Consider the following 14159-nt stretch of genomic DNA (forward strand, 5'->3'; position numbering starts at 1 on the left):
GTGCGGGGGCGGGCGCTGGCTGGGGTATTGGCGCCGGCGCAGGAGGCGGTGGCACCGGTTGCGGCGGCGGCTCGACCGCCCTGGGCGCGGCCTGCTGCGGCACCGAGGACCACAGCTCGGCTTCGACCGCCACATTCTCCGCGTCACGCTTCCAGTGCACGCCCCAGGTCAGCGCCGCGAGCAGCAGCAGGTGCGCCAGCACCGCCAGCGCATAGGCGCGCAGCATGCCGGGTTGCGGCGGCGGCGCAAACTCAATGCGGCGATCGGTGGCGGCGGCGTTCATGGTGTTGTCGGGACGGCCCTCAGCGTGGCGCCAGTTGCACGGACAGGCCCACGCGCTTGACGCCCGCGCGCTGCAGCGTGTCCATGACCTTGACCACGGTTTCGTATTTCACCGTGCGGTCGGCGCTGATGACCACGGCCGAGTCGGTGTCGGCGTCCGCCTGTCCGCCCTGCGCCTGCCGCACCGCATTGGCGATCTCCTTCATGGAGACCGGCACCGATTTGTTCTGGGACTTGAGTTCCAGCGTTTCATCCTTGCCGATCACGATCTGGATCACCTGGTCGGGCTGTTTGGCCGCCTTGCCGACGCTGGGCAGGTTGATCATGCTCGGCGTGATCAGCGGCGCCGTCACCATGAAGATGATCAGCAGGACCAGCATCACGTCGATGAACGGCACCATGTTGATCTCGCTGATGGTGCGCCGGCCGCGGCCTCTGGGAATGAGAGCAGGCATCGAGTTCGTCCCTCCTAATGGCCCGAGGCCGATTGGGCGCCCAGGTTGCGCTGCAGGATGTTGGTGAACTCTTCGATGAAGGTCTCCAGTTTGATGGCCACGCGGTCGATGTCGTGCGCAAACCGGTTGTACGCGACCACCGCCGGAATCGCGGCGAACAGGCCGATCGCGGTGGCCACCAGCGCCTCGGCAATGCCCGGGGCCACGGTGGCGAGCGTGACCTGCTGCAGGCCCGCCAGCCCGATGAAGGCGTGCATGATGCCCCAGACCGTGCCGAACAGGCCCAGGTACGGCGAGACGGAGCCGACCGAGGCAAGGAACGAGAGGTTGACTTCCACCGCATCGAGTTCGCGCTGGAAGCTCGCGCGCATGGCGCGGCGCGCGCCGTCCATCAGCGCGCCGGCGTCGGTGATGCGGCGCTCGCGCAGCTTCTGGTACTCGCGCATGCCGCTGGCAAAAATACGCTCCAGCGGGCCCGAGTGCTTGGCATTCTGGGCCGCCGAGGCAAACAGGTCGTTCAGGCTGGTGCCCGACCAGAAGTCGCGCTCGAACTCGTCGTTGAGCGCGTTCACGCGCTTGAGTGCAAAGATCTTGCGGAAGATGGCGGCCCAGCTCGCCACCGACACGCACACCAGCAGCAGCATGACGAGCTGGACCACCCAGCTCGCGTTGATCACCATGGTCAGAATCGACAAATCTTGATTCATTGTTTAAGGGTTTCCAGGATGTTGTTCGGAATTTTGGCGGGCTTGAGGGTGGCCGCATCAACCCACCCGATTCGGATGCTGCCCGTACATAGAAGTTCCGTGGGACTGGCGGGTGTCTGCTCGTTTTTTGATAGCACCTGCTGCAGGATGGTCATGGACGCCGGGCCCATTTCACTTAAATGCGCCGTCACCACAAGCTCGTCGTCGAGGCGTGCCGGCCGATGGTATTTGACGTGAGTCTCGGCCACTACAAACATGCCGCCGCACTCCTCGCGCAGCCGGTGCTGCCCCAGCCCCAGCGAGCGCAGCCACTCGGTGCGCGCGCGCTCGAAAAACTTGAGGTAGTTGGCGTAGAAGACGATGCCGCCCGCATCGGTATCCTCCCAGTACACGCGCACGGGCCAGTGGAACACCCGTTCAATCTGAACGGCCCGGCGGCTCATGCCAGCATGGCCCGCAGCCGTGCCACCGCGTCCTGCAAGTGCTGCATTGAACTGGCCGTGGAAAAGCGCACGAAGTGGTGCGTGTCGGCGTTGCCGAAGTCGCGCCCCGGCGTGACCGCCACATGCGCCTGCTTCATGACTTCGAAGGCAAAGTCCCAGCTGTCCCGGATACCGAGTTTGCTGCAGACTTGAGAGCAGTCCGCCCAGGCGTAGAAAGCGCCATCGGGCATCACGGGCACATTCAGGCCCATGGCATTGAGGGCCGGGATGAAAAAATCACGGCGCACCTTGAACTCGGCACGACGCCGTTCGTACTCGGCAATGCTGAGCGCATCGAAGCAGGCCAGCGCCGCATGCTGCGACACGGTGCTGGCGCAGATGAACAGGTTTTGCGCGAGCCGCTCGATCACCGGCACCAGCGTCTCGGGCACGACCAGCCAGCCAAGGCGCCAGCCCGTCATGTTGAAGTACTTGGAGAAGCTGTTGATGCTGATGATGTTGTCGACCAGCGCCAGCGCCGTGTGCCCGAAGGTGTCGTCAAAACTCAGGCCCAGGTAGATCTCGTCGATCAGCGTGATGCCGCCGCGTGCGCTCACGACCTCGTGGATGCGGCGCAGCTCGTCGGGGTGAATCGAGGTGCCGGTCGGGTTGGACGGCGAGGCCAGCAAAACGCCCCGCGTCTTGTCGTTCCAGGCCGCCTGCACCTTGTCGGCGCTGAGCTGGAAGCGTTCTTCAGCGGAGGTGGGAACCAGCACCGCCGTGCCCTCGGCGGCGCTGACAAAATGCCGGTTGCAGGGGTAGCTCGGGTCGGGCATCAGGATCTCGTCGCCCGCCTCGATCAGCGCCAGGCAGGCCAGCTGCAGGGCCGCCGAGGCGCCGGCAGTGACGATAATGCGGCGCGCCGGCACTGCGACGCCGAAGCGCTGCTGGTACCAGTCGCTGATGCGCTCGCGCAGCGGCTCCAGCCCGATGGCCTGGGTGTACTGCGTGGTGCCATTGCGAATGGCCCGGGCGGCAGCCTCCTGCACCAGCGGCGGCGCGGTGAAGTCCGGCTCGCCGATGTTCAGGAAGATCATGGGCCGGTCGGTGTGGGCCACTTCGCGGGCCATGGCGGAGGCGGCCTTGGCCACTTCCATCACGTAGAACGGTTCGATGCGCTGGGCGCGCGTGGAGATTCTCATAAGTGGGTTGTGTCGTGCGTTCAACGGGCCTTGCCCGTGGCTTTGTCGGCGCTCACCTCGGCCGCGCGCAGGGTGGGCGCCAGGCCATTGAGCACCGCGTTCACGTACTTGTGGCCGTCGGTACCGCCAAACTCTTTGGCCAGCTCGATGCACTCGTTGAGCACCACGCGCCACGGCACATCCAGGCAGTGCTTGAACTCGTAGGCGCCGATCCACATCACGCCGTGCTCGACCGGCGAAATCTCGATCATCTTGCGGTCCAGCAGCGGCAGGATCAGGGCGTCGAGCGCGGCCGACTCTTCGATGCAGCCGTGCAACAGCGCATCGTAGTGCGCGGAGTCGGCCTTGTGAAAGCCGGCCAGGTCGCGCGTGAAGCTGTCGATGGACGCGGCATCGTTCCGGCCGACCTGGTGCTGGTACAGCGCCTGCAGCGCAAACTCGCGCGCGCGCGACCGGTTCGACTTGGCGGCCGCCTTGCGCACCCCGGTGCTGGTCAGTCCCGTGCGGGACTGGCGCGCCGGGCGCTCGGCCGGGCGCTCCGTCGGGGTATTGGGTTTGTCCAGGCTCATGCGAGTTCGTCCAGCAGGTTCGCCATCTCCACCGCCACGCGGGCCGCGTCCCGGCCCTTGTCGGTTTGCCGGGCGATGGCCTGGTCCAGGTTTTCGGTGGTGATGATGGCGTTGGCCACCGGCAACTGGTAGTCCAGCGCGACCCGGCTCACGCCGGCGCCCGATTCGTTGGCCACCAGCTCGAAGTGGTAGGTCTCGCCGCGGATGATGCAGCCCAGCGCGATCAGGGCATCGAACTTTTCCTGCTCGGCCAGCGCCTGCAGGGCCAGCGGCACTTCCAGCGCGCCGGGCACCAGCACGTGCACGATGTTGCTGTCCGGCACGCCCAGTGCCGCGAGTTCCACCTTGCAGGCGCTTGCGAGACTGTTGGTGATGCTCTCGTTGAAGCGCGCCTGCACGATGCCGATGTGCAGCTTGCTGCCGTCCAGCGGCCGCGCGGCCGTTCCTTTTTCTGCGCCAAACATGTTTTATTCCTTCGGTGTGTAGCCGGCAATCTCCAGCCCGTAGCCCACCATGCTGGGCAGGCGGCGCGGAGTGCCCATGAGGTTCATCTTGTGGACACCGCATTCGCGCAGGATTTGCGCGCCGATGCCGTAGGTGCGCAGGTCCATTCGGCCGCGCTCCGGGCCGTGGCTGGCGCGCGCCGTGCCTTCGAACTGGGCCAGCAACTGGGCCGCGCTCTCGCCGCAGTTCAGCAGCACGACCACGCCCTGGCCCAGCTGCGCGATGTGCTTGAGGCTGGTGTCCAGCCCCCAGGTGTGCATGGAGCGGTTGACCTCCAGCGCGTCGAGCACCGACAGCGGCTCGTGCACGCGCACGGCCACGGTGTCGTCGGGCCGCCACTGCCCCTTGACCAGCGCCAGGTGCAGGCCGCGGCTGGGTTTGTCCAGGTACGCATGCGCGGTGAATTCGCCGCAGGCCGTGTTGATACTGCGCGTGCCGACTTTCTCGATCAGGGATTCGACCCGGCTGCGGTGCTCGATCAAATCGGCAATCGTGCCGATCTTCAGGCCATGCTCGGCCGCGAACAGCTGCAGGTCGGGCAAGCGGGCCATGGTGCCGTCGTCCTTCATGACTTCGCAGATCACGGATGCGGGCGAGCAACCCGCCATCGCGGCCAGGTCGCAGCCCGCCTCGGTGTGGCCGGCGCGCATCAGCACGCCGCCATCGACGGCCTGCAGCGGGAAGATGTGGCCGGGCTGCACCAGGTCTTCCGCCCTGGCGCCCCTGGCCACCGCCACCTGCACGGTGTGGGCCCGGTCGGCGGCCGAGATGCCGGTGGTGACGCCTTCGGCGGCCTCGATCGATACGGTGAACGCGGTCGAATGCTTGGCGTTGTTGCGCGCCACCATGGGCGGCAGACGCAGGCGCTCGCACATGTCGCGCGACAGCGTCAGGCAGATCAGGCCGCGCGCATGACGCGCCATGAAGTTGATGGCCTCGGGCGTTACATGGTCGGCGGCCAGGATCAGGTCGCCTTCGTTTTCGCGGTCTTCTTCGTCGACCAGGATCACCATGCGCCCGGCGCGCATGTCGGCCACGATGTCTTCGACCGGGGAGATGGGAACGGGGGAGGGGGTTGTCATGGAGGGTTTCGCTCAGTGTCTGGCAGGTTGCTGCGGATCGGCGCGGAGCATGCGCTCCACATAGCGCGCGATCAGGTCAATTTCGAGGTTCACCCGCGAGCCTGTGCGCAGGTGGCCCAGGGCGGTGTTTTCGACCGTGTGGGGAATCAGGTTGATGCTGACCTCGCAGCCCGCATCCGAATCCATCACACGATTCACGGTCAGGCTCACGCCGTTCACCGTGATCGAGCCCTTGTAGGCCAGGTACTTGGCCAGCTCGCGCGGTGCTTTGATGCGGAGCTCCCAGCTCTCGCCGACCTGGGCAAAGTGGGTTACCGCGCCAATGCCGTCGACATGGCCGGCCACGATGTGGCCGCCCAGACGGTCATGCGCACGCAAGGCTTTCTCAAGGTTGATCGGGCCGGGTTCGGCAAGGCCCGTGGTCTTGTCGAGCGATTCCGCGGAGATGTCGATGCTGAACTGCTGCTTGGCGGGGACCAGCGTAGTGACCGTCATGCAGGCACCATTGAGCGCGATGCTGTCGCCCAGGGCGACGTCGTCAAGGTAGCCGGCGGGCGTCTCGATGGTGAGACGTTTGCCAAACTGTAAAGAGCTTCCCAGGTCGTGGACTGCGGCGATGCGCCCCACGCCGGTGATGATTCCGGTGAACATCCTGCTATTTTCGCAGGGATTGAGGCTAAAACTGGTCGCGCCCCGGAATTCTGGCCAGAATGCGCAGATCCGGCCCCAGCATCTCGGTCGATTGAAACGCCAGCGGCACCGCCTGCGCCAGTTCCGCGAGCGGCCCGAAGTTGGCCATGCCGCGCCCCTGGCCGATCAATTTGGGCGCCAGGTACACCACGAACTCGTCGACCAGGCCCTCGCGGATCAGCGAGCCGTTGAGCTTGTAGCCCGCCTCAACATGCAGTTCGTTGACTTCGCGCCGGGCCAGGTCGCGCAGCATGGCCGCCAGGTCCACCTTGCCCGATGATTCCGGCGTCTGGCCCGGCAGGTAGATGACGGTGGCGCCGCGCGCCTCCAATGCTGCTTTTTTGGCATCATTTGGCACCGCAGCGTAGATGTACAGGGCGCGTCCAGCTATGAAAAGATGAGCGTCGAGGGGCGTCTCCAACCGGCTGTCCACCACCACCAGGTGCGGCTGGCGCGGTGTCTCGACCAGCCGCACATCGAGCCGCGGGTTGTCTTCCAGCACGGTGCCGATGCCGGTGAGCACGGCGCAGGCGCGAGCGCGCCAGGCGTGGCCATCGGCGCGCGCCGCCTCGGACGTGATCCACTGGCTGGCCCCGTTGTCGAGCGCCGTCTTGCCGTCGAGTGAGGCCGCCACCTTCAGGCGCACCCAGGGCGCCCGGCGGATCATGCGGCTGAAAAACCCGATATTCAGTTCGCGCGATTCGGCGGCGCCTGGCCCGACCTCGACCTCAACGCCGGCCGCACGCAGGCGCGCAAAGCCCTGGCCCGAGACCAGTGGATTGGGGTCAGCGATCGAGGCGACCACCTTTTTGATGCCGGCCGCAATCAGCGCATCGCAGCAGGGGCCGGTGCGGCCATGATGGGAGCAGGGCTCCAGCGTGACGTAGGCGGTGGCGCCGTGCAGATCGTGGCCGTGCGCCCGCGCATCCGCCATTGCCACCACTTCCGCATGCGGGCCGCCCGGCTGCTGCGTGAAACCGCGGCCGATCACTTCGCCTTGAGCGGTCGTGATGAGGCAACCAACCCGGGGGTTGGGGCTGGAGAGCCCGATGGATTGCCGGGCCAGCGCCAAAGCGTCGGCCCACGGTGCCAAAGTCATGGTTTGTTCCCGGGAGATCGATCGGGTTACTTGGTCGAACAATTATGAGCTCAAAGCTGTGAGGCCGATGCGCCGCACTGTGGGTCTATCGGGGTTTTGGGTGTGCAGACGCGGATGCGTCCGGTGGAGGCGATTTTGATGCGACGCGTCTGGGCCAGTGAGTCGGTGCCTGCCATGTCGTTGCGTGTGATTTCAAATGTAGCGGCTCCAAAGCTTCCATTTTTTTGTTTTGAGTAGCCTGATGCGTCATACAGGATGTAGGGCGCTGCGTCCCCTGAAGACCCATTGCCGGTAATGGACAAATAAGCAGGCGAAGGCTCACCGGTCAATATGGTGATATCGCTCCCAACCTCGTACGCTTGAGATCGATTTTTATCCACGAACGCGATCCAGCCGCTGCTCCAATTCGCACCGTCGGCCGGAACCACCATGGCATTCATGCCGCGCTTCATTGCCTCGCCGCGTGCCGCATTGACGGCAGCGACCAAAGCGTTGGTGGCCGATGTCAATTCGGCATTGCGCTGGAATGTCGTGAAACTGGGGACCCCTAGAGCAAGCGCAATGGCGACCAAGGTCACCGTCACCATCAACTCGATGAGGGTAAAACCTTTGCTGGCGACGGTATGGCGCCTATTCATTTCCAGCACACTGAACTCTTGGTTCCCGTGCAGGTTTTCGTGCCGGTGCTGAGTATTTGCAGGGTGCCCGCATCAGGGTCGGCCATCACGGGCTCGGCGGCCACCATCACGCATTCGGCGATGGTGGACGACGGGCAGGCCGAGGCACTCAGGTAGTAGGAAGTTTTCGCGGGGGTGTCCCCCGAAAAGGTCTTGAAAGGCACGTTTGCAGGCGCCGTTGTGCCACCCACGTTGGTGAAAGCCAGGTAGGTGTTGGCCTGCGTCATGTACCGCTCCTGCTGCTGCAGCAACTCAGACAGCGCCGTTCGGGCCTCGGCCCTTCGGCTCTTGAGTACGGAGTCCTTGTAGGAAGGGTAGGCAATGCTGGCCAGGATGGCGACGATCGCCACCACGATCATCAGCTCGATCAGGGTAAAGCCGTGACTAAGACTCTTTTTCATGGCGCATTCTTCAGGTCTTGGTAATTGTTGATTTGCCGCCAGCTGAGCCGGCCGGCGACGATCTGGGTGCTGGTGGTACCTCCCAGCGACAAACCGATGGATCCCTGCTGGATGACCTGGCTGGTGACGGTTTTGATGCGCCGCCCGGTGCTGTCACTGGTGCTGTAGGCCGTGGCACCGCTGACCTCGGCCACGAGCGGTTCCCCCATGATGCCCACGCTCGAACTGATGGCCGTGCCACTGCCGCTCGCGATATTCACGGTGTATTGATTTCCGCCGCCCGCAGCCGAACAGCTGCCGACCGAGGCGATCGGGATCAAACTGCCAAAAACAATGGAATTTCCAACGACGGTGGAGCTGCTGATCTGACGTTCGCCCGAAGTTGGAAAGTCAAAATACCATCCGGCGCGCTGCGTAGTATCCGAGTCCTTGTTGGGTCGACCTAACGTGAATGACGGTACGGTGATCACACCGGTTGCAGCATTGGCGGTGCCGGCTTGCAGCCGCCCGCGCCCATCAATGGCGCCGTGCCCCGCTGTGCTGGTGTCATTCTTGGCGCTACCGTTGTCGTACACCATGTAAACCGTTTGCTGGGCCGTCGAAGTCTTGTCGGCTACCTCCAGGTATTTGCCGGTTCCGAACGTGACATAGCTGGTGATGGCGCCGCTGTCTAGAACGGGTCCATAGGCAATGCTCGGTGCCATGGTAATGGGCTGAATATTTCCGGACGCATCCCTCGCAACAAACAGGGGAGAGGCAACCGGCACCGATCCTCGGCTAAAGGGCGACAGCTTGTTGATGGTCCAGTCGGCAACTCCGGCCATCGAGAAATCGAGTTTCCAGAGGTTTCCGTGCAGGTCGCCCATGAAAATTTGCGTGACCTCCCTGGCTGAGCCCAATGCCGCCCTGAAGTTGATCAAGCCCGTGGCTTTGGTGGCGCTCAGCGTGTTGTCGACAGGCAGGGATATCTTGTAGTAGTTCGTGCCAAGCGTCCAGGCCGTGCCGGCCGGCTTGCCCAGGTCCAGCAAAAACAGCGCAGGGTTTCCAGTTGGGCTGAACACGCCCGCGCTGTCGGCTACATAGTTATTCACGCCGCTGCCCACGACGGCAAACCACTTGTAGGTGGCTGGCGTCACGTTGGCGGCGCTGGTGCGCAGCTTCAATATTTGCGGCCGCCCCGTCACATTGCCCATATCGGGATCGTCGGCATGGGTGAATTCCCACATCACGTTCGATGCGGTGAATGCGGCCGGGTTGGTCACGTCGAGCGCGAACACACCCTGGCCGCCGCCCCCGGTACCCGAGACCAGCACGGTTTTCCAGTCGGCCGCGGTGCCGGCAGCTCCCACCTGGGCCTCGGCCACGGCGGGCGGGCCATCCACGTAACTCTGGTGATTGTTGACGTAGGCGGGATTGGTCAATGCCGACAGCTTGGGGCCCAGCCAACTGGGAATGTAGGCGAACAGCTCATCGCCGGTCTTGGCATGGAACGCGTGGAACATGCCATCATTCGCGCCCACGAACACGGCCGGTGTGCGACCGGCATTGGCGCTGTAGAAGCTTGCGTAAGTGCTGGAGATGATGTTGGTTGCCGGCGCGCCGGAATACACCACGCCTGAATTGATGACGTCGCCCAGCAGCTTGTTGCGCTTGCGGAACACCGTGCTTTCTTTGGAGCGGTCGCCGCGCAGGTAGTTCAGACGGTCCTGTCCCAGACCATCGCTGGCGGACGCAGGGGCCGGCTTGTTCAGCGCGGCTTGCAGGCTGCTTTCGATAGTGCCCCAGCTGAACGACGTGGCGACCGGATATGCGGTTGCCCCCGCATTGCCCACCACGATATTGCGCGAGGTGGCTGGCGAAGTCAGTGCCGCGAGTTGGGCCGATGCGGTCCAGGTGGTGGAGTTCGAGATGGTGACCACGTTGCTTGTGCTCACGCTCACCGGAATGGCCAGAAGGTCACCGCTCCAATCGGATGTATCGAACGTTCCCTGGTAGATCGTGTCGCCCGCCTGCGTCAGGTTCTTGGATTGGATCGCACCGCCGGCAATGCTTCGCGCTGCTGTGGAGGCGCGGCTGAAAATACTGTCAAACGCATTCAACACACCGCGCGCGTTGCTTTGCAAATAGTAGGTGCTGGCCTCGCCAGGCCGGGCCGGGTCTTGCCAGACGTTGTTGTCGGGGGTGCCATCCTGCTTTTTGAAGGGGTTGCCAAACGTGTTGTAGGGGGCTTTGCCCAGGTTGGAGGGGTCCGTTTCAAAGCCGCCGTACTTGGCTGCCATGAAGAGCTGATTGGCGTAGCGTCGGGTATTCGCGTCGTTCTGCGCGGCATATTCGTTAACGTCGAAGGTGAAGGTCTTGACGCGCAAGCCGGGCCGCTGCTTGTCGACGCCGCCCGTGCCTGTCCAATTTGTGCCGCGGATGTCGTGCGTGTGCGCCCAATAGGCGGAGCCCATGATCTGGCTGGTTTGGCTATTGCCCGGAACGCTGCCATTCCCACCGTTTGGATTTCCCGTTGTGCGCGACGTGCCTTGACCGTCGGTGTAGGTGGTGGACGAATTCTTCTCGAAACTCTGTACGATGCCCCGCCAGTAGTTGATATCGGGGATGTTGTTGGCGGTGTTCGCGGCAGGCAATCTGTTGCCGTCATGGGTGTTGATGTCACCAATCACCACGATGTTGCTTTTCAGGCAGGAGTAATCACTGGTATTGGAGCGGCCGTCTCCGTAGGGGTCGGTCCAGGTCGTCGTCACGGGGAAGCCGTCGTACATCGCTGGCTGGATATTGCTGACAGCGTCGGGGCTTGGCTGCAAGCCCTGCAGATAGCGCAGCGCTTCGTAGTGCAGTTCACCGACCGGGTCGTATATCTTGTACCGCCCGGCGACCGGGCCGGTGCGGCCGAACTGGTTGAGATAGGTGATCACGCCGCTCTTGCCGTGCGTTGCATCGCCTGCGGGGTTGACGATGAAAACGCCAGTCGCCTCATCCCATTCCTTCACAGGATTGCCCGCGGTTGGCGTGTTGTCGATGCCATTGACGTCGAACGTCTTGGCGCCCACATATTTCATTGGCGCACGCAATACGCCACCGTAGCGCCCCCCAGCGTTGTAGCTTGCGGTCTGGTCCATCAGGTAACCGAACGCCGCGAGCCTTAATTGGTCGCTGTATTTTTGAATGGCACCCGAGGGTTTGTAGTTGCCACTTGGGTATTTTTTGCACAAACCATAGTCGCGCGAGTCTTGCAGTACCCCAGAACTATCCACGGCGCAGACTTGGACGCGTGAGTAGAAGAAGCCGTCGGTATTGAAGCTGCCTGCAGTGGAGGCTGGCATCCAACTGCCGCCATAAGCTTTGTAATAGCAATTCTTTGCCGTTCCGACGATCGGGTCTCCGAACGTGGCATTGCTGCACGAAATCCCGCTGGTTGCCGGCGCGACCTTCCAGCTGCTATTGGCGCCATACCAGATTTCCTGGACGCCTGAAAAGCCGCTGCAAGTGCCGTTTTCTCCAGCACACGAGGTCGTGCCACCGGGAAGTGAGGTGTTGCTGCTGACGATGGGGCCAACGGCCGCGGTGGCCGGGGTGCCCCCTAGCGTATAGCTTCCAGCAGAGCCTGCATCGGTGCCAACCTTGGCGGTACCAAAATAGATTCGGTTGAGCCTGTTGACGACCCAGATGTCGTTAGCGCCCGCAGCAGTCGCCATGGCCGTGGGGACGGCCCCAAAATAAGCGGTGCCCGACGCCCCGCCACTTTTTAGCAACTGTTTGCCCGGGAAGTTGGTGCTGTTCCAAAAGTTGATGGGATCGCCATCCGGCAGCACCGCGCGCTGCAAGATAGTCAATGAGGGCGTGTCGATATAGCGATCCCCGCCGGTCAACGCCAGCCGCAACATGTCGATGGCGGAGTTGGAGGCCCAATTCAGAAAGTTGCCGCTAAAGGCGTTGGTGCACATCCGGCTCGTTTTCGTGGGCTGCGTCGCATCGGGCACGCTCAGCGCAATGGCCGGGCCACTGCGGTCGAAACGTTTGAAGTCTGCCGTGGTCTGGGGTGCCGTTGGTGTTTCGGTCGGCGTGTTGTTATACGTGTAGCAGCTTTCCGCATCGTAATAACCCAGGTACTCCTTGGCGTTGGTGTAGGAGCCGTCTGTCGTTGCCTGAGGGACATCGACATACTGAGCCCCTACCGTCGGGTACTCCACCGACAGCGCCAGCGCCAGCGCAGGCTTGTCGCCGGTGGTGGTGGCATACAGCGGGTCGGCAGACAGGATGACGGGGGGTATGTTGGGCGGGGAGCCCTGACTGATCGCAACGAATGACACCGCCGCAATCACCGGAACCATCAGCCACGGTACCCAGCGCCGACGCAGCCAGCGTGGTGGGGGGCGACGACTGATGAATCGCGAAATAGCGTGTGTACTCGTGTGCATGGCGTCGTTCCCGTCACTAGTTTCGATAAAGCGTTTGCAGCACGGCCTGAATGTCGGCGCGCGGTCCAAATCCCATGGCGGTTACCCGGTATAAAAAAGTGGGGTTGGACCGGTCACCGACAAGATCGGGCACCAACTCGATGATGTAGCGGGGCGCCATGGCAGGCTGAATGCCCGGTGCGCCTGCGGCGAAGGCGCGGCCGGTGAATGTGCCGAACTGCGTCGTTGCGGCACCGGAGCCGGTGGCCGTGAAGTCTGCTGTGAGCCACGCCGGCTTGCCTGCCGTCCCCGAATTGCAAAGACCGACTGAATTGCCCGATGTGCCGCATCCGTCGATAAACGGGGTTGAATTTTTCCCGTCGAACAGGCTTTGGCGTACGGTGGGGGTGGCGGGCCGCGGCGATGGGTGGATATCGAATTCCGCATCCATCAATGCCGCTTCAGCGGCCTGCCAGGCCACCTGCAGATCACGGTCATTGCGGGCGCCACGTTCGCTCATCAAGGCAATTTGGGCACTGCCGATGCCCAGCACGGATACCACAATCAGGATCAGCATGACGATGATCAGCGAAGCGCCGCGTTGTGCGCGGTGGCGCAGCGTGGGCAAAGATGGGGTGAGTGTCATCAAGTTTCCTGACATGTCAGAGACCCTGGTCATTGCGCAGATGCACCGTGAAAGTAATCACCTGACGCAGGCGACCATCCACGGCCGGTGTGAAGACGGTGCCCGGGTCGCTGGCAGACGACATGGCGGAGCCGGCAAGCCCGGTCGTTGAAGACTTTGCCGTGCCGAAGGGGTAGAAGGTTTGCGCGGTCTTTTCCTGCGCCGAGTTTGGCGGGCCGCGCAGGACCATGCCAATGCGAAGACTGCGAACGCGGCGCCAGTTGGCGTTGGTTCCGACCGGGTCGCCGGCCACCGTCAACTGGTCGGCGCGCAGGTAGCGGTCGGGTACGCCATCGGCTGTGGCGGCAGGCGGGACGCCAGCGGTCACGCCATCCACGCCGTAGAGCACCTGGAAGTTCTCCACGCCTTGAACAATGGGTTGCGTTGAGAATTTCCCAGTGGCTGCCAAGGCGCTGCACATCAGCGAAGGCTCGCCCTGACTCAGCGCGACGTGGATGATGCTGACCATGCGGTCGTACTTGCCAAAAGTGACGGGATCCCGTGAATTTCCGGAACAGTCGATCATGGATTTGTCAGATTTTCCGGAACCCGGGAAAGTCTCGCCAGCCCGATAGCGCAGTATCAGGATGTCGCTCCCGTAACCGTCTGCCCCGGCTACGCGTGAGGTGGGCGGGGAATTCAATGGGTCGGTGCCCGTGGCGAGCAATGCATTGTTGAATCCGTTGATGTTCGGATCCGGGTTGGTTGGCATGCCTGCCGTTGCTGGAGCCGGCGTAGCCGTGTATGGCAGATATGGCAGGTCCAGATAACCGGTTTGCACCGCAACGCGTTGAATCAGGTCAGCGGCGAAACGCCCGTTGTCCCTCAATTGCGAGGCGGCGTCGACGGTGCTGAACCCCTGCCGGGTGACGATCAGGGCAGCGACCGCCGCCAGCGCGATCAGGATGCTGATGGTCAATGCCACCAGCAATTCGATCATCGTCAAGCCGCGCTGGCGGAACATGGAGGAGGTCGAACGTC

Annotated in this window: 14 protein-coding genes and 1 pseudogene; all 15 read right to left on the reverse strand. The window is 63.3% G+C overall.

Features of this window, described 5'->3' with window-relative positions; all coding sequences use genetic code 11:
- A pseudogene (locus B0E49_RS07495) lies at positions 1-283 on the reverse strand (cell envelope integrity protein TolA); the annotation flags it as partial.
- A 19-nt stretch (positions 284-302) separates the two neighbouring features.
- The gene (locus B0E49_RS07500; RefSeq protein WP_077561575.1) at positions 303-737 is read right to left on the reverse strand and encodes an ExbD/TolR family protein; all 435 of its coding nucleotides are present in this window, start codon (positions 735-737) and stop codon (positions 303-305) included.
- Between the two features lie 14 nt (positions 738-751).
- A complete protein-coding gene (gene tolQ, locus B0E49_RS07505) occupies positions 752-1444 on the reverse strand; it encodes a protein TolQ (RefSeq protein ID WP_077561576.1) in 693 nt (230 codons plus the stop codon).
- Positions 1441-1887, reverse strand: coding sequence for a tol-pal system-associated acyl-CoA thioesterase (ybgC, locus tag B0E49_RS07510; protein WP_077561577.1), 447 nt, complete (start codon positions 1885-1887; stop codon positions 1441-1443). Before ybgC ends, tolQ begins: the two co-directional genes overlap by 4 nt.
- A complete protein-coding gene (locus B0E49_RS07515; RefSeq protein WP_077561578.1) occupies positions 1884-3068 on the reverse strand; it encodes a pyridoxal phosphate-dependent aminotransferase in 1185 nt (394 codons plus the stop codon). Before B0E49_RS07515 ends, ybgC begins: the two co-directional genes overlap by 4 nt.
- 20 nt (positions 3069-3088) lie before the next feature.
- Positions 3089-3637 carry a transcription antitermination factor NusB gene (nusB, locus tag B0E49_RS07520; RefSeq protein ID WP_077561579.1) on the reverse strand — a complete coding sequence of 183 codons (549 nt, stop codon included), beginning with the start codon at positions 3635-3637 and terminating at the stop codon, positions 3089-3091.
- Positions 3634-4101, reverse strand: a complete 468-nt coding sequence (gene ribH, locus B0E49_RS07525; RefSeq protein ID WP_077561580.1) for a 6,7-dimethyl-8-ribityllumazine synthase — start codon at positions 4099-4101, stop codon at positions 3634-3636. The genes nusB and ribH overlap by 4 nt, the downstream gene beginning before the upstream one ends.
- 3 nt (positions 4102-4104) lie before the next feature.
- A complete protein-coding gene (gene ribBA / locus B0E49_RS07530) occupies positions 4105-5223 on the reverse strand; it encodes a bifunctional 3,4-dihydroxy-2-butanone-4-phosphate synthase/GTP cyclohydrolase II (protein WP_077561581.1) in 1119 nt (372 codons plus the stop codon).
- A gap of 12 nt (positions 5224-5235) precedes the next feature.
- Positions 5236-5874 carry a riboflavin synthase gene (locus B0E49_RS07535; protein ID WP_077561582.1) on the reverse strand — a complete coding sequence of 213 codons (639 nt, stop codon included), beginning with the start codon at positions 5872-5874 and terminating at the stop codon, positions 5236-5238.
- Between the two features lie 25 nt (positions 5875-5899).
- The gene (gene ribD / locus B0E49_RS07540; protein WP_077561583.1) at positions 5900-7012 is read right to left on the reverse strand and encodes a bifunctional diaminohydroxyphosphoribosylaminopyrimidine deaminase/5-amino-6-(5-phosphoribosylamino)uracil reductase RibD; all 1113 of its coding nucleotides are present in this window, start codon (positions 7010-7012) and stop codon (positions 5900-5902) included.
- 50 nt (positions 7013-7062) lie between these two features.
- Positions 7063-7650: a GspH/FimT family pseudopilin gene (locus B0E49_RS07545; protein WP_077561584.1), complete on the reverse strand. Its 588-nt coding sequence runs from the start codon at positions 7648-7650 to the stop codon at positions 7063-7065.
- The gene (locus B0E49_RS07550) at positions 7647-8090 is read right to left on the reverse strand and encodes a type IV pilin protein (protein WP_077561585.1); all 444 of its coding nucleotides are present in this window, start codon (positions 8088-8090) and stop codon (positions 7647-7649) included. Before B0E49_RS07550 ends, B0E49_RS07545 begins: the two co-directional genes overlap by 4 nt.
- Positions 8087-12514 (reverse strand): pilus assembly protein, encoded by a 4428-nt coding sequence (locus B0E49_RS07555; RefSeq protein ID WP_077561586.1) that lies wholly within the window; start codon positions 12512-12514, stop codon positions 8087-8089. The genes B0E49_RS07550 and B0E49_RS07555 overlap by 4 nt, the downstream gene beginning before the upstream one ends.
- 16 nt (positions 12515-12530) lie before the next feature.
- Positions 12531-13139, reverse strand: coding sequence for a pilus assembly PilX family protein (locus tag B0E49_RS07560; protein WP_286137870.1), 609 nt, complete (start codon positions 13137-13139; stop codon positions 12531-12533).
- A 16-nt stretch (positions 13140-13155) separates the two neighbouring features.
- Positions 13156-14142, reverse strand: coding sequence for a PilW family protein (locus B0E49_RS07565; protein ID WP_286137871.1), 987 nt, complete (start codon positions 14140-14142; stop codon positions 13156-13158).
- Positions 14143-14159 lie beyond the last annotated feature (17 nt).

It is taken from the genome of Polaromonas sp. C04, assembly GCF_002002705.1.
In the GTDB taxonomy this organism is placed as follows: domain Bacteria; phylum Pseudomonadota; class Gammaproteobacteria; order Burkholderiales; family Burkholderiaceae_C; genus Rhodoferax_A.

Coding starts and splice junctions, on each gene's coding strand:
- ribD (WP_077561583.1), bottom strand. CDS start 7,012: ATGACTTTGGCACCGTGGGCCGACGCTTTGGCGCTGGCCCGGCAATCC.
- ybgC (WP_077561577.1), bottom strand. CDS start 1,887: ATGAGCCGCCGGGCCGTTCAGATTGAACGGGTGTTCCACTGGCCCGTG.
- tolQ (WP_077561576.1), bottom strand. CDS start 1,444: ATGAATCAAGATTTGTCGATTCTGACCATGGTGATCAACGCGAGCTGG.
- B0E49_RS07555 (WP_077561586.1), bottom strand. CDS start 12,514: ATGCACACGAGTACACACGCTATTTCGCGATTCATCAGTCGTCGCCCC.
- B0E49_RS07560 (WP_286137870.1), bottom strand. CDS start 13,139: ATGACACTCACCCCATCTTTGCCCACGCTGCGCCACCGCGCACAACGC.
- B0E49_RS07550 (WP_077561585.1), bottom strand. CDS start 8,090: ATGAAAAAGAGTCTTAGTCACGGCTTTACCCTGATCGAGCTGATGATC.
- B0E49_RS07500 (WP_077561575.1), bottom strand. CDS start 737: ATGCCTGCTCTCATTCCCAGAGGCCGCGGCCGGCGCACCATCAGCGAG.
- B0E49_RS07565 (WP_286137871.1), bottom strand. CDS start 14,142: ATGTTCCGCCAGCGCGGCTTGACGATGATCGAATTGCTGGTGGCATTG.
- B0E49_RS07515 (WP_077561578.1), bottom strand. CDS start 3,068: ATGAGAATCTCCACGCGCGCCCAGCGCATCGAACCGTTCTACGTGATG.
- ribH (WP_077561580.1), bottom strand. CDS start 4,101: ATGTTTGGCGCAGAAAAAGGAACGGCCGCGCGGCCGCTGGACGGCAGC.
- ribBA (WP_077561581.1), bottom strand. CDS start 5,223: ATGACAACCCCCTCCCCCGTTCCCATCTCCCCGGTCGAAGACATCGTG.
- B0E49_RS07545 (WP_077561584.1), bottom strand. CDS start 7,650: ATGAATAGGCGCCATACCGTCGCCAGCAAAGGTTTTACCCTCATCGAG.
- nusB (WP_077561579.1), bottom strand. CDS start 3,637: ATGAGCCTGGACAAACCCAATACCCCGACGGAGCGCCCGGCCGAGCGC.
- B0E49_RS07535 (WP_077561582.1), bottom strand. CDS start 5,874: ATGTTCACCGGAATCATCACCGGCGTGGGGCGCATCGCCGCAGTCCAC.